This window comes from Azospirillum sp. A29 (assembly GCF_042604625.1).
GTDB classification, from domain to species: domain Bacteria; phylum Pseudomonadota; class Alphaproteobacteria; order Azospirillales; family Azospirillaceae; genus Azospirillum; species Azospirillum palustre.
This window is the reverse complement of sequence record NZ_CP170463.1, coordinates 403,175-417,911: the sequence shown is the minus strand read 5'-3', so window position 1 is coordinate 417,911 and position 14,737 is coordinate 403,175. Positions and strand designations below refer to the sequence as shown.

Annotated in this window: 13 protein-coding genes; 11 read left to right on the top strand and 2 right to left on the bottom strand. The window is 68.3% G+C overall.

What is annotated here, in order from left to right; genetic code table 11:
* Positions 1–5: 5 nt before the first annotated feature.
* A complete protein-coding gene (locus ABNQ38_RS10405; RefSeq protein ID WP_377806755.1) occupies positions 6–1,205 on the bottom strand; it encodes an acetyl-CoA C-acyltransferase in 1,200 nt (399 codons plus the stop codon).
* 154 nt (positions 1,206–1,359) lie between these two features.
* Between ABNQ38_RS10405 and ABNQ38_RS10400 the strand changes: the two genes are divergently transcribed.
* On the top strand, positions 1,360–1,956 hold the full coding sequence (locus ABNQ38_RS10400; protein ID WP_377806754.1) for a TetR/AcrR family transcriptional regulator: 597 nt from the start codon (positions 1,360–1,362) through the stop codon (positions 1,954–1,956).
* Between the two features lie 15 nt (positions 1,957–1,971).
* On the opposite strand, the gene ABNQ38_RS10395 is transcribed toward ABNQ38_RS10400, so the two are convergent.
* Positions 1,972–2,280, bottom strand: a complete 309-nt coding sequence (locus ABNQ38_RS10395) for a putative quinol monooxygenase (protein ID WP_377806753.1) — start codon at positions 2,278–2,280, stop codon at positions 1,972–1,974.
* A 376-nt stretch (positions 2,281–2,656) separates the two neighbouring features.
* On the opposite strand from ABNQ38_RS10395, the gene ABNQ38_RS10390 reads away from it, so the two are divergent.
* From ABNQ38_RS10390 to ABNQ38_RS10345, 10 genes are all read left to right on the top strand, one after another.
* A complete protein-coding gene (locus ABNQ38_RS10390) occupies positions 2,657–4,885 on the top strand; it encodes a mechanosensitive ion channel domain-containing protein (protein ID WP_377806752.1) in 2,229 nt (742 codons plus the stop codon).
* Between the two features lie 201 nt (positions 4,886–5,086).
* Positions 5,087–5,941, top strand: coding sequence for a GntR family transcriptional regulator (locus ABNQ38_RS10385; protein WP_377806751.1), 855 nt, complete (start codon positions 5,087–5,089; stop codon positions 5,939–5,941).
* A 5-nt stretch (positions 5,942–5,946) separates the two neighbouring features.
* The gene (locus ABNQ38_RS10380) at positions 5,947–7,191 is read left to right on the top strand and encodes an ABC transporter substrate-binding protein (protein WP_377806750.1); all 1,245 of its coding nucleotides are present in this window, start codon (positions 5,947–5,949) and stop codon (positions 7,189–7,191) included.
* A 107-nt stretch (positions 7,192–7,298) separates the two neighbouring features.
* Positions 7,299–8,171, top strand: a complete 873-nt coding sequence (locus ABNQ38_RS10375; protein ID WP_377806749.1) for a branched-chain amino acid ABC transporter permease — start codon at positions 7,299–7,301, stop codon at positions 8,169–8,171.
* Positions 8,168–9,166 (top strand): branched-chain amino acid ABC transporter permease, encoded by a 999-nt coding sequence (locus ABNQ38_RS10370; RefSeq protein WP_377806748.1) that lies wholly within the window; start codon positions 8,168–8,170, stop codon positions 9,164–9,166. The genes ABNQ38_RS10375 and ABNQ38_RS10370 overlap by 4 nt, the downstream gene beginning before the upstream one ends.
* Entirely contained in the window at positions 9,153–9,899 is a 747-nt protein-coding gene (locus tag ABNQ38_RS10365) for an ABC transporter ATP-binding protein (RefSeq protein ID WP_377806747.1), read from the top strand. The genes ABNQ38_RS10370 and ABNQ38_RS10365 overlap by 14 nt, the downstream gene beginning before the upstream one ends.
* Positions 9,892–10,605: an ABC transporter ATP-binding protein gene (locus tag ABNQ38_RS10360; RefSeq protein ID WP_377807406.1), complete on the top strand. Its 714-nt coding sequence runs from the start codon at positions 9,892–9,894 to the stop codon at positions 10,603–10,605. Before ABNQ38_RS10365 ends, ABNQ38_RS10360 begins: the two co-directional genes overlap by 8 nt.
* Positions 10,606–10,631: 26 nt before the next feature.
* Positions 10,632–12,059: an MmgE/PrpD family protein gene (locus ABNQ38_RS10355; RefSeq protein ID WP_377807405.1), complete on the top strand. Its 1,428-nt coding sequence runs from the start codon at positions 10,632–10,634 to the stop codon at positions 12,057–12,059.
* A 1-nt stretch (position 12,060) separates the two neighbouring features.
* Positions 12,061–12,963: an oxaloacetate decarboxylase gene (locus tag ABNQ38_RS10350; RefSeq protein WP_377807404.1), complete on the top strand. Its 903-nt coding sequence runs from the start codon at positions 12,061–12,063 to the stop codon at positions 12,961–12,963.
* Positions 12,960–14,717, top strand: coding sequence for a hydantoinase B/oxoprolinase family protein (locus tag ABNQ38_RS10345; protein ID WP_377807403.1), 1,758 nt, complete (start codon positions 12,960–12,962; stop codon positions 14,715–14,717). The genes ABNQ38_RS10350 and ABNQ38_RS10345 overlap by 4 nt, the downstream gene beginning before the upstream one ends.
* Positions 14,718–14,737: the final 20 nt, after the last annotated feature.

Below are 14,737 nucleotides of genomic sequence, written 5' to 3'. Positions count from 1 at the left end.
GCGCCTCAGCCGATCCGCTCGACGGCGATGGCCGTGGCCTCGCCGCCGCCGATGCAGAGGGAGGCCACGCCCCGCGTCAGTCCGCGTGCCGCCAGGGCATGCAGCAGCGTCACGATCAGCCGTGCCCCGGTGGCGCCGATGGGGTGACCGAGCGCGCAGGCCCCGCCATTGACGTTCAACCGCTCGGGATCGATCCCCAGGTCGCGCTGTGCCGCCATGGCGACGACGGCGAAGGCCTCGTTGATCTCGAACAGATCGACCTCGCCCACCGACCAACCGACCTTGTCCAGCAGTTTGCGGATCGCCGGGATCGGAGCGGTGGTGAACCAGGCCGGATCCTGACTGTGGGTGGCGTGGCCGCGGATCTCCGCCAGGATCGGCAATCCGGCGGCCTCGGCCACCGAACGCCGGGTCAGCACCAGCGCCGCGGCACCGTCCGCATTGGCCGACGAGCTGGCGGCGGTGATCGTCCCGTCGCGGCGGAAGGCGGGCTTCAGCGCCGGGATCTTGTCGGGCGAAACCTTCAGCGGGTTCTCGTCCTGCGCGACCACCCGCTCGCCACCCTTGACAGGAACCGTGACCGGCACGATTTCCGCCGCGAACGCACCGCTTTCGACCGCCGCACGGGCGCGGGTCAGCGTCCGGGCGGCGTAGGCGTCCTGCTCGGCGCGGGTAAAGCCGTAGGCCTCGGCCGTCGCCTCGCCGAAATCGCCCATGGCGCGGCCGCCCTCATAGGCATCCTCCAGCCCGTCCAGCATCATGTGGTCCAGCAATCGGTCATGGCCGATGCGATATCCGCCGCGGGCCTTCGCCAGCAGGTAGGGGGCGTTTGTCATCGATTCCATGCCGCCGGCCACAACGATGTCGGCCGACCCGGCGCGGATCAGGTCGTGGGCCAGCATGGTCGCCTTCATGCCCGAGCCGCAGACCTTGTTGACCGTGGTCGCTCCGGTCGCATCGGGCAGCCCGGCGCTGCGGGCGGCCTGCCGGGCCGGCGCCTGCCCTTGCCCTGCGGGCAGGACGCAACCGAACAGCAGCTCGTCGATGCTGGCGGGCGGCAAGCCGGCACGCTCCACCGCCGCGGCAATGGCGCGGGCGCCGAGGGCCGGGGCCGGCAGCGCCGACAGGTCTCCCTGGAAGCGGCCCAGCGGCGTGCGGACGGCGGACACGATGACGACGGGGTCGTGGGTCGAAGCGGTGTGCATGTTGCGGTCTCCGGATCGGTGGCCCGGCTGGGGCGACAATTAAATGACGGGTATCATGTTTGCATAATTGATGATGATCGTCATATAATTTGTCAACGGGTCTCCCATCGTTTTGCGGGGACGCTTCTCAGGGTCGTGTCAGGGAAGGTGCATCATGCGGGTGAGCAAGGAGCAGGCGGCGGAGAACCGGCGCCGCGTCGTCGAGGTGGCGAGCGCGCTGTTCCGCGAGCGCGGCTTCAACGGGATCGGCGTCGCCGACCTGATGAAGGAGGCCGGTCTGACCCACGGCGGCTTCTACGGCCAGTTCGCCTCGAAGGAGGAACTGGCAGCGGAGGCCTGCGCCCACGCGATGGAGGTGGCGGCGGAGCGCTGGCGCGTATCGGCGGAGACCAAGGGGGACGAGGCTCTGACGGCGCTGCTGGACAGCTACCTGTCTCCGCGCCACCGCGACCGCAGTGCCGCCGGTTGTCCCATCGCGGCACTCGGCATCGATGTGGCCCGCCAGGGCGGAGCGGCGCGGAGTGCCTTCACCCGCGGACTACGGCCTTTCCTCGACGGCTTGAGCCGCCTCGTTCCGGGCCGCTCGGCGGAGGCGAAGCGGAAAGCGGCGCTGACCACCCTGTCTGAGATGGTCGGCGCCCTGATCCTCGCGCGTGCCGTCGACGATCCCGCCCTGTCGGAAGAGATCCTGGAGGCGGCACGCACGAGCCTTGGCCGGCCTCCCGGCAAGCCGGGGGTCGGCGACGCCTGACCGCCGTTGCGTTGATCAGGCGATGCGGCGGAGCAGGTCGATCCGCAGCGGCTCCCCCAGCAGCGCATCGAACTGCGCGGCAAGGCCGGTGAAGGCCGCAGCCTTCGCATGAGTGTCGAGCGCCGCCTGATCCTGCCAGATCTCGTACATCACAATGGTGCCGGGCTTTTCACGGCTGACATGGGCGGAGTAGGCGAGGCAGCCCGGCTCCTTCAGCACGTCCGGAACGATGGCGGTGATGGCGTCGGCCAGCGCCTGCTCCTGGCCGGGCTTGGCGACCAGATAGGCGACGAGTTGCACCTGCTCGCTCGGCGGAATGGTCATGGCGGTCTTTCCCCTGATGGACGGTTGGAAGCTGGCTTTTCGAACTTGGGCTTTGCAGCGCCGGGATCCGTCCGATCCTCGCCCGCGGGGCGGCGGCTGGCAACCCGGCCCCTCGGCCTGAGACCAAGGAATAAGCCGGGCAAATCGAAATCGGAAATGCGGAGTTGCGATTTCAGCCAGAAGCAAATCCCATCGATCCCAAGCCGCTTGCCTATGGGTTATGCCATTTCAGACGGCGCGGGCAGCGTGACGATGGGCTTTCCCGTCCTGTTGTCGACGGATTGCCCATCCAACGCTTCAGGAGCCTATGGTTTTTGCCGAATGCAGCGCGCAAGCGCCAGCGGACCGCCGCCGAACGAGGCGCCATGCCTTCATCATGCTGCTCTGCCTCCTGTCCATCGGCGTTTCCATCCTCACCGCGGCGGGTTCCGCCTTTGCGCAGTCGCCGCTGACAACGTCGGCCCCGGCACCGGATCCGAAGGAGATCGGCCGTCTGGTCGATTCGCTGGAGAACCCGGCCAAGCGCGAGGAACTGCTGGACCAGTTGAAGGCTTTGCAGCAGGTCGAACAGGCGGCCAAGCCCGAACGCGATACCGAACGCCTCGGCACGCGCCTGCTGACGGTGCTGTCGGCACGGCTGGACAATCTGGGGGAGGAGGTCCGGACGACCGGCGAGGTGGTGCTGGCCGCGCCGCAGGGGATGCGCTGGCTGCAGCGGCAGGCGCTGGATCCGGCAAAGCGGGCGACCTGGGCCTGGCTGTTCGCCGAACTCGCCCTTGTCCTTGTCGCCGGGCACAGCATCAGGCTGGTCACGATCCGGCTGTTGAGCCGGCCGCGGTCGATCCTGGCGGCACGGCCGTTCCAGTCTGCCATCGCCAAGATCCCGTTGCTGCTGGTCCGCGCCCTGATGGATCTGGCGCCCATCGCCGCCTTTGCCTTTGCCGGCTTCGGCGTTCTGGTGCTGATCGACCCGCCGGCGACGGTGCGGCTGCTCGGGGTCGCCTTCCTGAACGCCAGCCTGTTCGTGCAGGTCGTGCTTCTGGTGATGCGCGGGCTGCTGTCGCCGCGCTCCACCAATCTGCGGCTGATCCCGATGAGCGACGCGTCGGCGCGGCGTCTCCTGCTGTGGAGCCGGGCTATCGCCGCCACCACCGTCTACGGCCTGTTCGCCGCCGGGACCGTGCGCACGCTCGGCCTGCCGGAACAGTCCTACGACACGCTGGTGAAGCTGGTCGGGCTTGCCGATGCCGTCATGCTGACCGCATTGGTCCTGCAAAGCCGCGTCGCCGTCGCGTCCTGGCTGCGCGGGGAGATTTCGGCCGCCCCGTCGGTTCCGGATCAGGAGCTGGGGGGAGCGCACGCTATCAGGACCACACGCCCCGGCCGCCTTCTGCGCGCGGCGGGCCGGCGTCTGGCCAATGTCTGGCATGCCGTTGCCATCCTCTACATCGTGGCACTGTTCGGCATCTGGGCTCTGGAGGTCGAAGGCGGACTGCTGTTCGTCCTGCGGGCAACCGCCGTGTCGATGGCGGTGATCGCAATCGCCCGGATCGCCGGGCGCGGCATCGCCCAGGGCTCCGCGGCGTTGCGACGGCGTTTGGACCGCCAGCGCTCGACCTGGGGTGAGCAACGGATAAAGCGCTATGTCGGGCCGGGCACCCGGCTGCTGCACTGGTCGGTCGCAGTTTTTACCGCTCTGGTGGTGATGGATGCCTGGGGGCTGGACATCCGGGGGGCGGTGGAAACCGCCCTGGGCTGGCGGTTCGTCGCCTCGAGCCTCGCCATCCTGCTGGTGGCTGCCATCGCGCTCGCGGTCTGGGAATTGACGAACGCTGTCATCGAGCGGAACCTCGCCACCACCGACCGCAACGGCCACACCATCCAGCGCAGCGCCCGCATCCGCACGCTGTTGCCGCTGCTGCGCAATGCGCTGATGGTGCTGCTGACCACCTTCGTCACCCTGATCGCCCTGTCGGAACTGGGGCTGGACATCGGGCCGCTGCTGGCCGGTGCCGGCGTGGTCGGCCTTGCCGTCGGCTTCGGCGCGCAGACGCTGGTGAAGGACGTCATCACCGGCCTGTTCATCCTGTTCGAGGACACCATCTCGGTCGGCGATGTGGTGAATGTCGGCGGCAAGGGCGGTCTGGTGGAGGGCATCACCATCCGCACCATCCGCCTGCGCGATTTCGACGGGACGGTGCACACGGTGCCGTTCAGCGCGGTGACCAGCATTTCCAACATGACCAAGGACTTCAGCTATTACGTCTTCGATGTCGCCGTCTCGTATGGCGAGGATGTCGACCGCGTCGTGTCAGTCCTGCACGAGATCGGGGCGGGGCTGCGTGCCGATCCCCGCTTCGCGCCTCTGATTCTGGAGTCTCTGGAAGTGCTGGGGATCGACGCATTCCAGGAATCCACGGTTGTGGTCAAGGCGCGGATCAAGACCCTGCCAATCCAGCAATGGAACGTCGGCCGCGAGTTCAACGGCCGCATGAAGAAGCGGTTCGGCGAACTGGGGATCGCCATCCCGTTCCCGCAGCGCATCCTGCACATGGCGCCGAACGGGATGTCCAAGGCGAACGCCTATGGCGAAGCGGCGGAGTGACCGCTGCGCGGCAGCGATGCTCCTGTCAAATCCTCTGACCGGGCCCAGGAAGGCTTGCTTGGGTTCGGGCCGCGATGGTTCGCACCCCCAACAACGCTGTTGACCAAAGCTGTATTATCTATCATACAGGTTCCTGTCTGATGAATGGACAGACTTGGGTCCCGGTGGGACGGTTCCCGGTGGAAGGGGAGGCGGAGTGCTGTGAAGTCGGCGGTCGAACCCCTGAAGGCTCGCAGGATCTATCTGCTGCTGCGCGACCGCATCGTCGCCGGCGAACTGCCGCCGGGCGCGCGCCTGCCGGGCGAACCGGCGCTGGCCGCCGAACATGCGGTGTCCCGCGTCACCGTGCGCCGGGCGCTGGATCTTCTGGACAAGGAAGGGCTGGTGCAGCGCAAGGCCGGGTCCGGCACCTTCGTCCATGACACGCGCGCCGTCCGGCCCATCGTCGCCGATCTGTCCAATGTGCTGTCGCACCTGATCGACATGGGCCGCAGCACCGACGTCAGGCTGCTGTCCTTCGGTTATGGCGTGCCGCCTGAACCGATTGCCGAAAGCCTCGGCCTGAAGCCCGGCGAGCGGGCGCAGCGGTCGGTGCGCGTGCGCCTGATCGACGGGGAGCCCTTCTCCTACCTGACCACCCATGTGCCGGAATGGATCGGCCTGACCTATTCGGAGGCGGAACTGGCGGCGCGCCCGCTGCTGGAGCTGATCGAACGGTCGGGCGTGACGACGGAACGCGCCACCCAGGCGATCAACGCCACGCTGGCCGGTCCGGAAGCGGCGGCGGCGCTGGATCTGGAGATCGGCTCGCCGCTGCTGACCCTGACCCGCATCGTCTACGAGCCGTCGGGCCGCGGCGTGGAACATCTCCACGCGCTCTACCGGCCCGACCGCTACAGCTTCCACATGGATCTGGTGCGCACCGGCAGCGACGGCGAACGGCGCTGGAGCCCGGCGCTCGGCTGGCCGCGCGCTGCTGACAAGAACAAATCCGAGAAAAGCAAATCGGGCGAAAAGCCCACCCGCACCCCGCGGGTCATCAAACAGAGGAGTTGAGCGTTATGGGACGTTCGGTTCAGGACTCCACCCTCGCCGGCATTTCCCGCCGTACGGTTCTGAAGGCCGGTGCGGCGGCTGCCGCCGTGACCGCGCTGCCGTTTGCCGCCCCCTCGGTCCTGCGGGCGCAGACCCCGGTGGTGAAGATCGGCATCCTCCAGCCGGTGACCGGCGCGCTGGCCCATGACGGCGACCTCGGCCGGGCCGGTGCGGAGATGGCGATCAACGAGATCAACGCGGCCGGCGGCATCAAGTCGCTGGGCGGCGCCAAGCTGGAAATGCTGTTCGGCGACGCCCGTTCGACCCCGGAAGCCGGCACGCAGGAGGTCGAGCGCATGCAGGCCGAAGGCGTGTCCGCCATCGTCGGCGGCTTCGCCAGCCCGATCTGCCTTGCCGCCTCGCAGGCGGCGGCGCGTTACGATCTGACCTATCTGGTCGATGTCGGCGTGTCGGACCAGATCATGTCGCGCGGCCTGACCAACACCTTCCGCTTCAGCCCCGGCTTCGGCAAAGTCACCCAGGTGGCGCTCGACAATTTGACCGCCATCAACGACAAGGCGGGCAAGCCGGCCAAGACCGTGGTGCTGGTGCATGAGGACGGGCTGTTCGGCTCCGGCCTCGCCAAGCTGCTGCAAACCGAGCTGCCCAAGCGCGGCTTCGAGATTCTGGAGACCATCGCCCACCCGACCCCGGCGCGCGACATGTCCAACGTGGCGCTGCGCATCCGCTCGCTGAACCCCGATCTGGTGATCCCGTCCAACTACTACGGCGAATTCGTGCTGCTCGCCCGCACGATGCAGCAGCAGCGGATCAAGCCGAAGGGCATCTACGCGATCCTGGGCGGTGCGGCGTCGAACGGCCGCTTTGTCAAGGAGTTCCCGCAGGCGGCCCAGAACGTCATCGACTGCAACCACTGGCACGACCCGAAGAACCCGAAGGCGCTGGCGCTCCGCAAGGCGGTGGAAGGGCAGGGCAAGTCCTTCGCCTACAATGTCTCGCTGAACTATTCGAACGTCCTGCTGCTGGCCGACGCCATCGAGCGCGCGGGATCATCCGACCGCAAGAAGATCATCGAGGCGCTGAACGCCTCCACCTTCGCCGGCCACATCATGCCCTACGGCCCGACCAAATTCGTCAACGGCCAGAACGAGGGCGCCACCCCGATCAACACCCAGATCCAGGGTGAGGACATCAAGGCGATCTTCCCCGAAGCATTCGCCGAGGCGAAGGCCAACTTCCCGGCGGCCTGATCCGTTTTTCGCCGTCGCACCTCCGCATTCCCCCCATCCGTCCGGGTTGCCGCAAGCCGGCCGACCCGGTGCGGGTGAGGGACCATTCCCCTCATGCGCGGGCTGCCATGTATTCTCCTCAGATCATCCTGGAAGCGGCGCTGAACGGTCTGATGACCGGTGCGGTCTATGCCCTGATCGCGCTTGGACTGACGCTGATCTACGGCGTACTCCACATCATCAACTTCGCCCACGGCGCGCTTCTGACCTGCGCGATGTTCGCGGTCTGGATCGCCTGGGCATGGCTGGGGATGGACCCCTATCTCGCCATTCTGCCGCTGGTGCCGCTGATGTTCGTGCTTGGCTATGGCCTGCAGCGCTTCGTCATCGGGCCGGCCAGCCATGGCGACGACGGCAACATCCTGCTGGTCACGCTGGGCCTGTCCATCGTGCTGGAGAATGTGCTGCTGGCCGTGTTCCAGTCCGACACCCGCACGCTCGACACTGAATATTCCTTCCAGGTGGTGGCTCTGGGGCCGCTGCTGCTCAGCTACCCGCGGCTGATCGGGCTGGGCGTCGCCGTGGTGGTCACCGGCCTCTTGTGGCTGGTGCTGAACCGCACCGACACCGGCAAGGCGATCCGCGCGGTCGCCAAGGAGAAGCTCGGCGCCAATCTGGTCGGCATCGACGTGCCGCATGTCTATGCCGTTACCTTCGGCCTGGGCTGCGCCTGCCTTGCCGTCGCGGCGGGGCTGCTGATGCCGACCTTCTACGTCAACCCGCGCATCGGCGGCGCCTTTGTGCTGGTCGCCTTTACCGTGGTGGTGCTGGGCGGCATGGGCTCGCTGCCCGGCGCGCTGCTGGGTGGCCTGTTCATCGGCGTGGTGGAGAGCCTGTGCGGCCTGTTCCTGGGCGACAGCCTGGGCCAGATCGGCATTTTCCTGATCTTCATCGCCGTGCTGCTGGTGCGGCCGACCGGACTGTTCGGAGCCAAGGCATGACCGCGCGCGACATGATCCCGATCGCCGTCCTCACCGTCCTGGCGGCGCTGCTGCCGCTGGTGGTGACCTCCAGCCCGGTGCTGAATTTCCTGGTCTTCATGCTGATCGTGGCGCTGGGCGCGCAGGGCTGGAACATCCTGGGCGGCTTCGGCGGCCAGTTCAGTTTCGGCCATGCCGCCTTCTTCGGCACCGGCGCCTATGTGACGGCGATCCTGCAACTGCGCTACGGCGTCAACGCCTGGGCCGGGCTGGTGTTGGCGACCCTGGCCGGGGCGGCGGTCGGCTGGCTCATCGGCTTCCTCAGCTTCCGGTCGGGCCTGCGCGGCTCCTACTTCGCGCTGGTGACGCTGGCTTTCGCCGAGGTGTTCCGCATCCTCGCCAATGCCGCGTCGTTCACCGGCGGTGCGGCGGGGATGCTGATCAAGCTGGATGTCCGCGCCGCCAACCTGCAATTCGACGACCGCGCCGTCTTCTACTGGCTGGTGCTGGCCTTCGTCGCCGCGGTGCTGCTGCTGACGCGCTGGATCCAGCGCTCCCGCTTCGGGGCGCAGCTGGTGGCGGTGCGCGAGAACGAGGACGCGGCCAAGGCGCTGGGCGTCAATTCCCTGACGGTGAAGCTGCGCGCCATCGCCCTGTCCGGCGGGGTAACGGCGCTGTCCGGCTGCCTCTATGCCCAATACTTCCTCTACATCGACGCCAACATCGCCTACGGCAGCTGGATTTCGGTGGAGCTTCTGCTGGCCCCGATCATCGGCGGCGTCGGCACCGTCTTCGGCCCGGTGGTCGGGGCGCTGACCCTGCACGGGCTGGGCGAAGTGGCCAAGCAGTTCGCCGGCCGCATCCCCGGCATCGACCTGATCGTCTTCGGCGGGGTGCTGGTGCTGGCCGTGGCCTTTGCCCGCGGCGGCATCCTGGGCCTGCTGGAACGGCTGCGCGACCGCGGCCGCGGGATGGTCACGCGCGGACCCAAGGAGGTTTCCCATGCTGGCCGTTGACAGTGTTTCCAAGCGGTTCGGCGGGCTGATGGCGGTGGATAGCGCGACGCTGTCACTGCAACCCGGCGGCATCGTCGGGCTGATCGGCCCGAACGGCGCCGGCAAGACCACTTTGTTCTCGATGATTTCCGGATTCGTCGCCCCCACCGACGGCCGCATCCGTTTCGAGGGCACCGACATCACCGCTGAGGAGCCGCACCGCCGGGCAGAGCGCGGCATCGGCCGCACCTTCCAGATCGTCCAGCCCTTCGCCGGGCTGACGGTGTGCGAGAACATTGCGGTCGGCGCCTATCTGCGCCATGCCAAACGGGCCGACGCCACCGCAAAGGCACGCGACGTGGCGCGTCGCGTCGGGCTGGGCGCCGAGCTGGACCGCCCAGCAGGCGGGCTGACGGTGGCCGGACGCAAGCGGCTTGAGCTGGCCCGCGCGCTGGCGACCGAGCCCAAGCTGCTGCTGCTGGACGAGGTGCTGGCCGGGCTGAACCCGTCGGAGATCCGCGACATCATCCCGGTGATCCGGGGCATCCGCGACGAAGGGGTGACGATCCTGATGATCGAACACGTCATGCAGGCGGTGATGAACCTGTGCGAGCGCGTCTATGTGCTGGCGCAGGGCCGCATGATCGCCGAAGGGCCGCCCGCCGTCGTCTGCGCCGACGCCCGCGTGATCGAGGCCTATCTCGGCCACGGTGCCGCCGCCCGGCTGAAGGCGGAGGGGGCGGCCCATGGCTGAACAGCTTCTGGAAATCCGCGGGCTGAAGACCGGCTATGGCGCCACCGAAGTGCTGCGCGGCATCGACATGGCGGTGCATGCCGGCGAGATCGTCACGGTGCTGGGCTCCAACGGTGTCGGCAAGACGACGCTGAACAAGGTGATGTCGGGCGTGCTGCCGGCCTGGACCGGAGAAATCCGCTTCGGCGGCACCCGCATCGACGGCAAATCCGCCGCCCGCATCGTCGACCAAGGGCTGATCCAGGTGCCGGAAGGCCGCAAGATCTTCCCCAACCTGTCGATCCGCGAGAATTTGGAACTCGGCAGCTACCGCCGCGGCAAGCCCAACCGCGCGCGGAACCTGGAGCGCATCTTCGCGACCTTCCCCCGTCTGAAGGAGCGCGAGGGCCAGTTCGCCGGCACCCTGTCCGGCGGCGAGCAGCAGATGCTGGCGATCGGCCGCGGCATGATGGCGGAACCGCTTCTGCTGATCCTCGACGAACCGTCGCTCGGCCTCTCGCCGTTGGTGGTCGAGGAGATGTTCGGGCTGATCCGCAAGCTGAATGCCGACGGGCTGGCGATCCTGCTGGTGGAGCAGAATGTCGTCCAGTCGCTGGAGGTCGCCCGCCGGGCCTACATCCTTGAAAACGGCGTCTTCGCGCTGTCGGGACCGTCCGACGAGATCGCACGCGACCCCGAACTGAAACGCACCTATCTCGGCCTCTGAGGGGCCGTCCGCCTGGGAGCGGTGACATGACAAGCCTGTCCTTCGACGTGAAGCCGGCGAGCGAGCTGCTCGCTGCCGCCTGCCCGTCCTGGCTCGACCGCTGGGGCGCCTTCGCCGCCGGCCTGACTTTCGCCGACCTGCCGGCCCCGGTGGTGGAGCGGGCCAAGCTGGTGCTGCTCGACTGCATCGGCGTGATTGCCGCTGGCATGCAGGAACCGGAATGCCGCGCGCTGGTCGGCAGGATGGCCCAGACCGCCGGCGCCGGGGATTGCCCGGCCATCGGTTCGGGCCATGGCTTCCCCGCGGGCTCGGCTGCCTTCCTCAACGGGCTCGCCGGGACCATGCTGGAGCTGGACGAGGGCAACCAGTATGCCCGCGGCCATCCGGGAATTCATGTGCTGCCGGCTGCATTCGCCACCGGGCCGCGGCTGAACTCCTCCGGCGCAGACTTGCTGACGGCCTTGATACTGGGCTATGAGATCGGCTCGCGCATCGGCATCGCCGCCAAGCTGCTGGTCACCACCCACCCGCACGGCACCTGGGGCACGGCGGGCGCGGCGCTGGCCGTGGCGCACCTGAACCGGGCTGACGCGGCGGCGATGATCGAGACGATCAACATCGCCTCCACCCTCGGCCTCGCCACCAGCCGGCAGACGATGCTGGAGGGCGGCACCGTTCGCAACGCCTATGCCGGCGTGTCGAACCAGCTGGGCCTGACCGCCTGGGATCTGGCGGCCAGCGGCATCATCGGCGAGACCGACGGGGTCGGCAGCGTGTTCGGTGGCGTCATCGCCCGCGATTTCCGGCCGGACCTGATGGTCGACGAGCTGGGCGAGCGCTGGGAGATCGCCCGCAACTATTTCAAGCGCCACGCCGCCTGCCGCTACACCCATGGCGCGCTCGACGCGCTGGGGGACATCGTGGCGCAGGCCGGCGGGCGGATTGTGCCGGAGCAGGTCGCCTCTATCGAGGTCGACACCTATGTCTGGGCCGCCCAGCTGAACGGGCCAGAACCGAAGAACATGCTGGCGGCGAAATTCTCGCTGCCCTTCGCGCTGGCGACCTTCCTCGCCAACGGGGCGGCGACGCCCGACGCCTTCCGCGACGAGGCCCGGCAGGTCCAGTCCACCCGCGATCTCGCCCGCCGGGTGACGGTGCGGGAGGATGTCGGCCTGACCGCCCGCCTTCCCGGCCTGCGCCCGGCCCGTGTCCGCCTGACGCTCGCCGACGGCCGCAGCTTCGCGGCGGAGGCACTGACCAACAAGGGCGACACCGAGGACCCCTACAGCGCGGGCGAGGTGCGGGCGAAGTTCGCCGAACTCGCCGGTCCCGTCTGGGGCGCTTCGCACGCCGCCGCCATCGCCGACTGCATCGAGACCATCGACCGCGCGGCCGATCTTTCAACCCTGACCCGGCTTCTGTCGGCGCCTGCCGCCGCCGGGGGGAGCGTCTGAGATGACCATGCCCGACCTCAGCTTCAAACAGCGGCTTTCCGAAGACCGCGTCGTGCTGGCTCCCGGCGTCTACGACGCCTTCACCGCATCGATGGCCACCGCCGCCGGGTTCGAGGCGCTGTACCTGTCCGGCGCGGCCATCGCCTACACCCGGCTGGGCCGGCCCGACATCGGGCTGGTCTCGGTCAGCGAGGTGGCCGACACCATCGCCCTGGTGCGCGACCGTGTGCCGACGCCGCTGATCGTCGATGCCGACACCGGGTACGGCAATGCACTGAACGTGCAGCGCACCGTGCGCATGTTCGAGCGTGCCGGCGCCACCGCGTTGCAGTTGGAGGACCAGAGCTTTCCCAAGCGCTGCGGCCACCTGACCGACAAGGCGGTGATCCCGGCCGGCGAGATGGCCGGCAAGATCAAGGCGGCGGTCGATGCCCGCACCAGCGAAGGCACGCTCATCGTCGCCCGCACCGACGCGGTGGCGGTGGAAGGCGTGTCCGCGGCTCTTGACCGTGCCCGGCTTTATGTGGAGGCCGGGGCCGACGTGCTGTTCGTCGAGGCGCCGAAAAGCCGCGAGCAGCTGTCCGCCATCGCCACCGACCTGGGCGGCATCCGCCCGCTGCTCGCCAACATGGTCGAGGGCGGGCAGACGCCGATCAGCTCCGCCGCCGACCTGGCCGAGCTGGGCTACCGGCTGGTGATCTTCCCTGGCGGAATTGTGCGAGCGCTCGCTCGGCAAGCGCAGGACTATTACGGCTCGCTGGCGCAGCACGGCACCACCCAGCCCTTCCGCGACCGCATGTTCGACTTCAACGCGTTGAACGACCTGATCGGCACGCCGGAGATGCTGGCGCTCGGCGAGGCTTATAAGGACTTCACGCCCGCAAAGCGGGAGGACGCAGCATGACCATCCAGACCACCGCCAAATCGACCGCAATCGACCCCGTCACGCTGGCCGTCCTGAAAGGCCGGCTGGAGCAGATCGCCGACGAGATGGACGCGACGCTCTACCGCTCCGCCTTCAACCCGATCATCGCCGAGGCGCGCGACGCCTGCCACGGCCTCTACCATGCCGAGACCGGCGCCACGCTGGTGCAGGGCACAAATGGGTTGCCGATCTTCGTCGGCGCCATGGTCTTCGCGGTCAAGGCGGTGATCGACAAGGTGGCGAAGGAGGGTGACCTCCATCCCGACGACATCTTCCTGTTCAACGATCCCTATGACGGCGGCACCCACCTGAACGACTTCCGTCTGGTGCGGCCGATCTTCCGTCAGGGCCGGCTGTTCTGCTGGATGGCGTCGGTCGGCCATTGGCTCGACATCGGCGGCAACGTGCCGGGCAACTTCAACGCCCGCGCCACCGACAGCTTCCAGGAAGGCGTCCGCATCCCGCCGGTGAAGCTGGTCAAGGCGGGCGCGATGAACCACGATCTGCTGGCGATCCTCGCCGCCAATTCCCGTGTGCCGGTGTCGAATTACGGCGACCTGAACGGCCAGTTGAATGCCCTGGACCTGGGCGTGCGCCGCCTGACCGAGCTGCTGGACGAGCATGGCGAGGAGACGGTCGCCGCCGCCTTCGACGCCTTCACCGCGCGGGCCGACGCGCTGATGCGCAGCGCCGTGTCCAAGCTGCCGGACGGCGTCTACAGCTTCGAGGATTATCTCGACAATGACGGCATCACGGCGGACCGGCTGCTCATCGCGCTGGACCTGACGATTGCCGGCGACCGGATGACGCTGGACTTCTCGCGGTCGTCGGCTCCCTGCGCCGGGCCGTTGAACATCGCCTATTCCACCGCGGTGGCCTGCTGCTACGTCGCGGTGAAGCATGTCTTCACCGACGTGCCGGCCAATGCCGGCTGCCTCAACCCGATCACCTTCGTCATCCCCGAAAGCACCCTGCTGGCGGTCAAGCCGCCGAAGCCGGTCGGCGGCTATACCGAAACCATCCTGCGGGTGATCGGCGTGGTGTTCGGCGCGCTGGCTCTGGCCGACCCGGCCCGCGCCGCTGCTGCCCCCTTCGGCACCATCAACGCGCTGTCGCTGGCCGGCCACCGCAAGGACGGCTCGCGCTGGGTGATGTTCTCCTTCTTCGGCGGCGGCCTGGGCGGCAATCCGGAGACGGACGGGCTGAACCACGCCAACAACCCGATCTCCACCGCCACCATCCCACCGGTGGAAATTCTGGAGGCCGCCTATCCGGTGATGTTCACCCAATGGGCTCTGCGTCCGGACTCCGCCGGGGCCGGCCTGCATCGCGGCGGGTTGGGGGCCGTCTATGAGATCGAGGCGCTGACCGATGCCGACGTCTTCCTGCTGGGCGAGCGCGGCGTCTTCGCGCCCTTCGGTGTCGCCGGTGGCACCCCGGCGGTGCTAAATTGCTTCACCTGGCAGAGCGACGAGGGCGAGAAGTCGCCACCGCTCGCCTCCAAGGTCACCGACGTGAAGATTCGCGACGGCCAGCGCGTGCGGCTGGAAACGCCGGGCGGCGGCGGCTGGGGCGACCCGAAGCGCCGCGATGCTGAGGCTGTCGCCCGCGACGTGCGGCTCGGCTACCTCGGCCGTGACGCGGCGCACAGCGCCTATGGCGTGGCGCTGACCGACGACGGCGCGCTCGACATCGCCGCCACCGCGACCTTGCGCGAATCCTCCGCCGCCTGACGATTCCGGGATCCAAGACC

Bases quoted from the DNA above. Each gene is read 5' to 3' on its own strand.
- ABNQ38_RS10355 (WP_377807405.1), top strand. From the start codon at position 10,632: ATGACAAGCCTGTCCTTCGACGTGAAGCCGGCGAGCGAGCTGCTCGCT.
- ABNQ38_RS10400 (WP_377806754.1), top strand. From the start codon at position 1,360: ATGCGGGTGAGCAAGGAGCAGGCGGCGGAGAACCGGCGCCGCGTCGTC.
- ABNQ38_RS10370 (WP_377806748.1), top strand. From the start codon at position 8,168: ATGACCGCGCGCGACATGATCCCGATCGCCGTCCTCACCGTCCTGGCG.
- ABNQ38_RS10350 (WP_377807404.1), top strand. From the start codon at position 12,061: ATGACCATGCCCGACCTCAGCTTCAAACAGCGGCTTTCCGAAGACCGC.
- ABNQ38_RS10345 (WP_377807403.1), top strand. From the start codon at position 12,960: ATGACCATCCAGACCACCGCCAAATCGACCGCAATCGACCCCGTCACG.
- ABNQ38_RS10365 (WP_377806747.1), top strand. From the start codon at position 9,153: ATGCTGGCCGTTGACAGTGTTTCCAAGCGGTTCGGCGGGCTGATGGCG.
- ABNQ38_RS10405 (WP_377806755.1), bottom strand. From the start codon at position 1,205: ATGCACACCGCTTCGACCCACGACCCCGTCGTCATCGTGTCCGCCGTC.
- ABNQ38_RS10375 (WP_377806749.1), top strand. From the start codon at position 7,299: ATGTATTCTCCTCAGATCATCCTGGAAGCGGCGCTGAACGGTCTGATG.
- ABNQ38_RS10395 (WP_377806753.1), bottom strand. From the start codon at position 2,280: ATGACCATTCCGCCGAGCGAGCAGGTGCAACTCGTCGCCTATCTGGTC.
- ABNQ38_RS10380 (WP_377806750.1), top strand. From the start codon at position 5,947: ATGGGACGTTCGGTTCAGGACTCCACCCTCGCCGGCATTTCCCGCCGT.
- ABNQ38_RS10390 (WP_377806752.1), top strand. From the start codon at position 2,657: ATGCTGCTCTGCCTCCTGTCCATCGGCGTTTCCATCCTCACCGCGGCG.
- ABNQ38_RS10360 (WP_377807406.1), top strand. From the start codon at position 9,892: ATGGCTGAACAGCTTCTGGAAATCCGCGGGCTGAAGACCGGCTATGGC.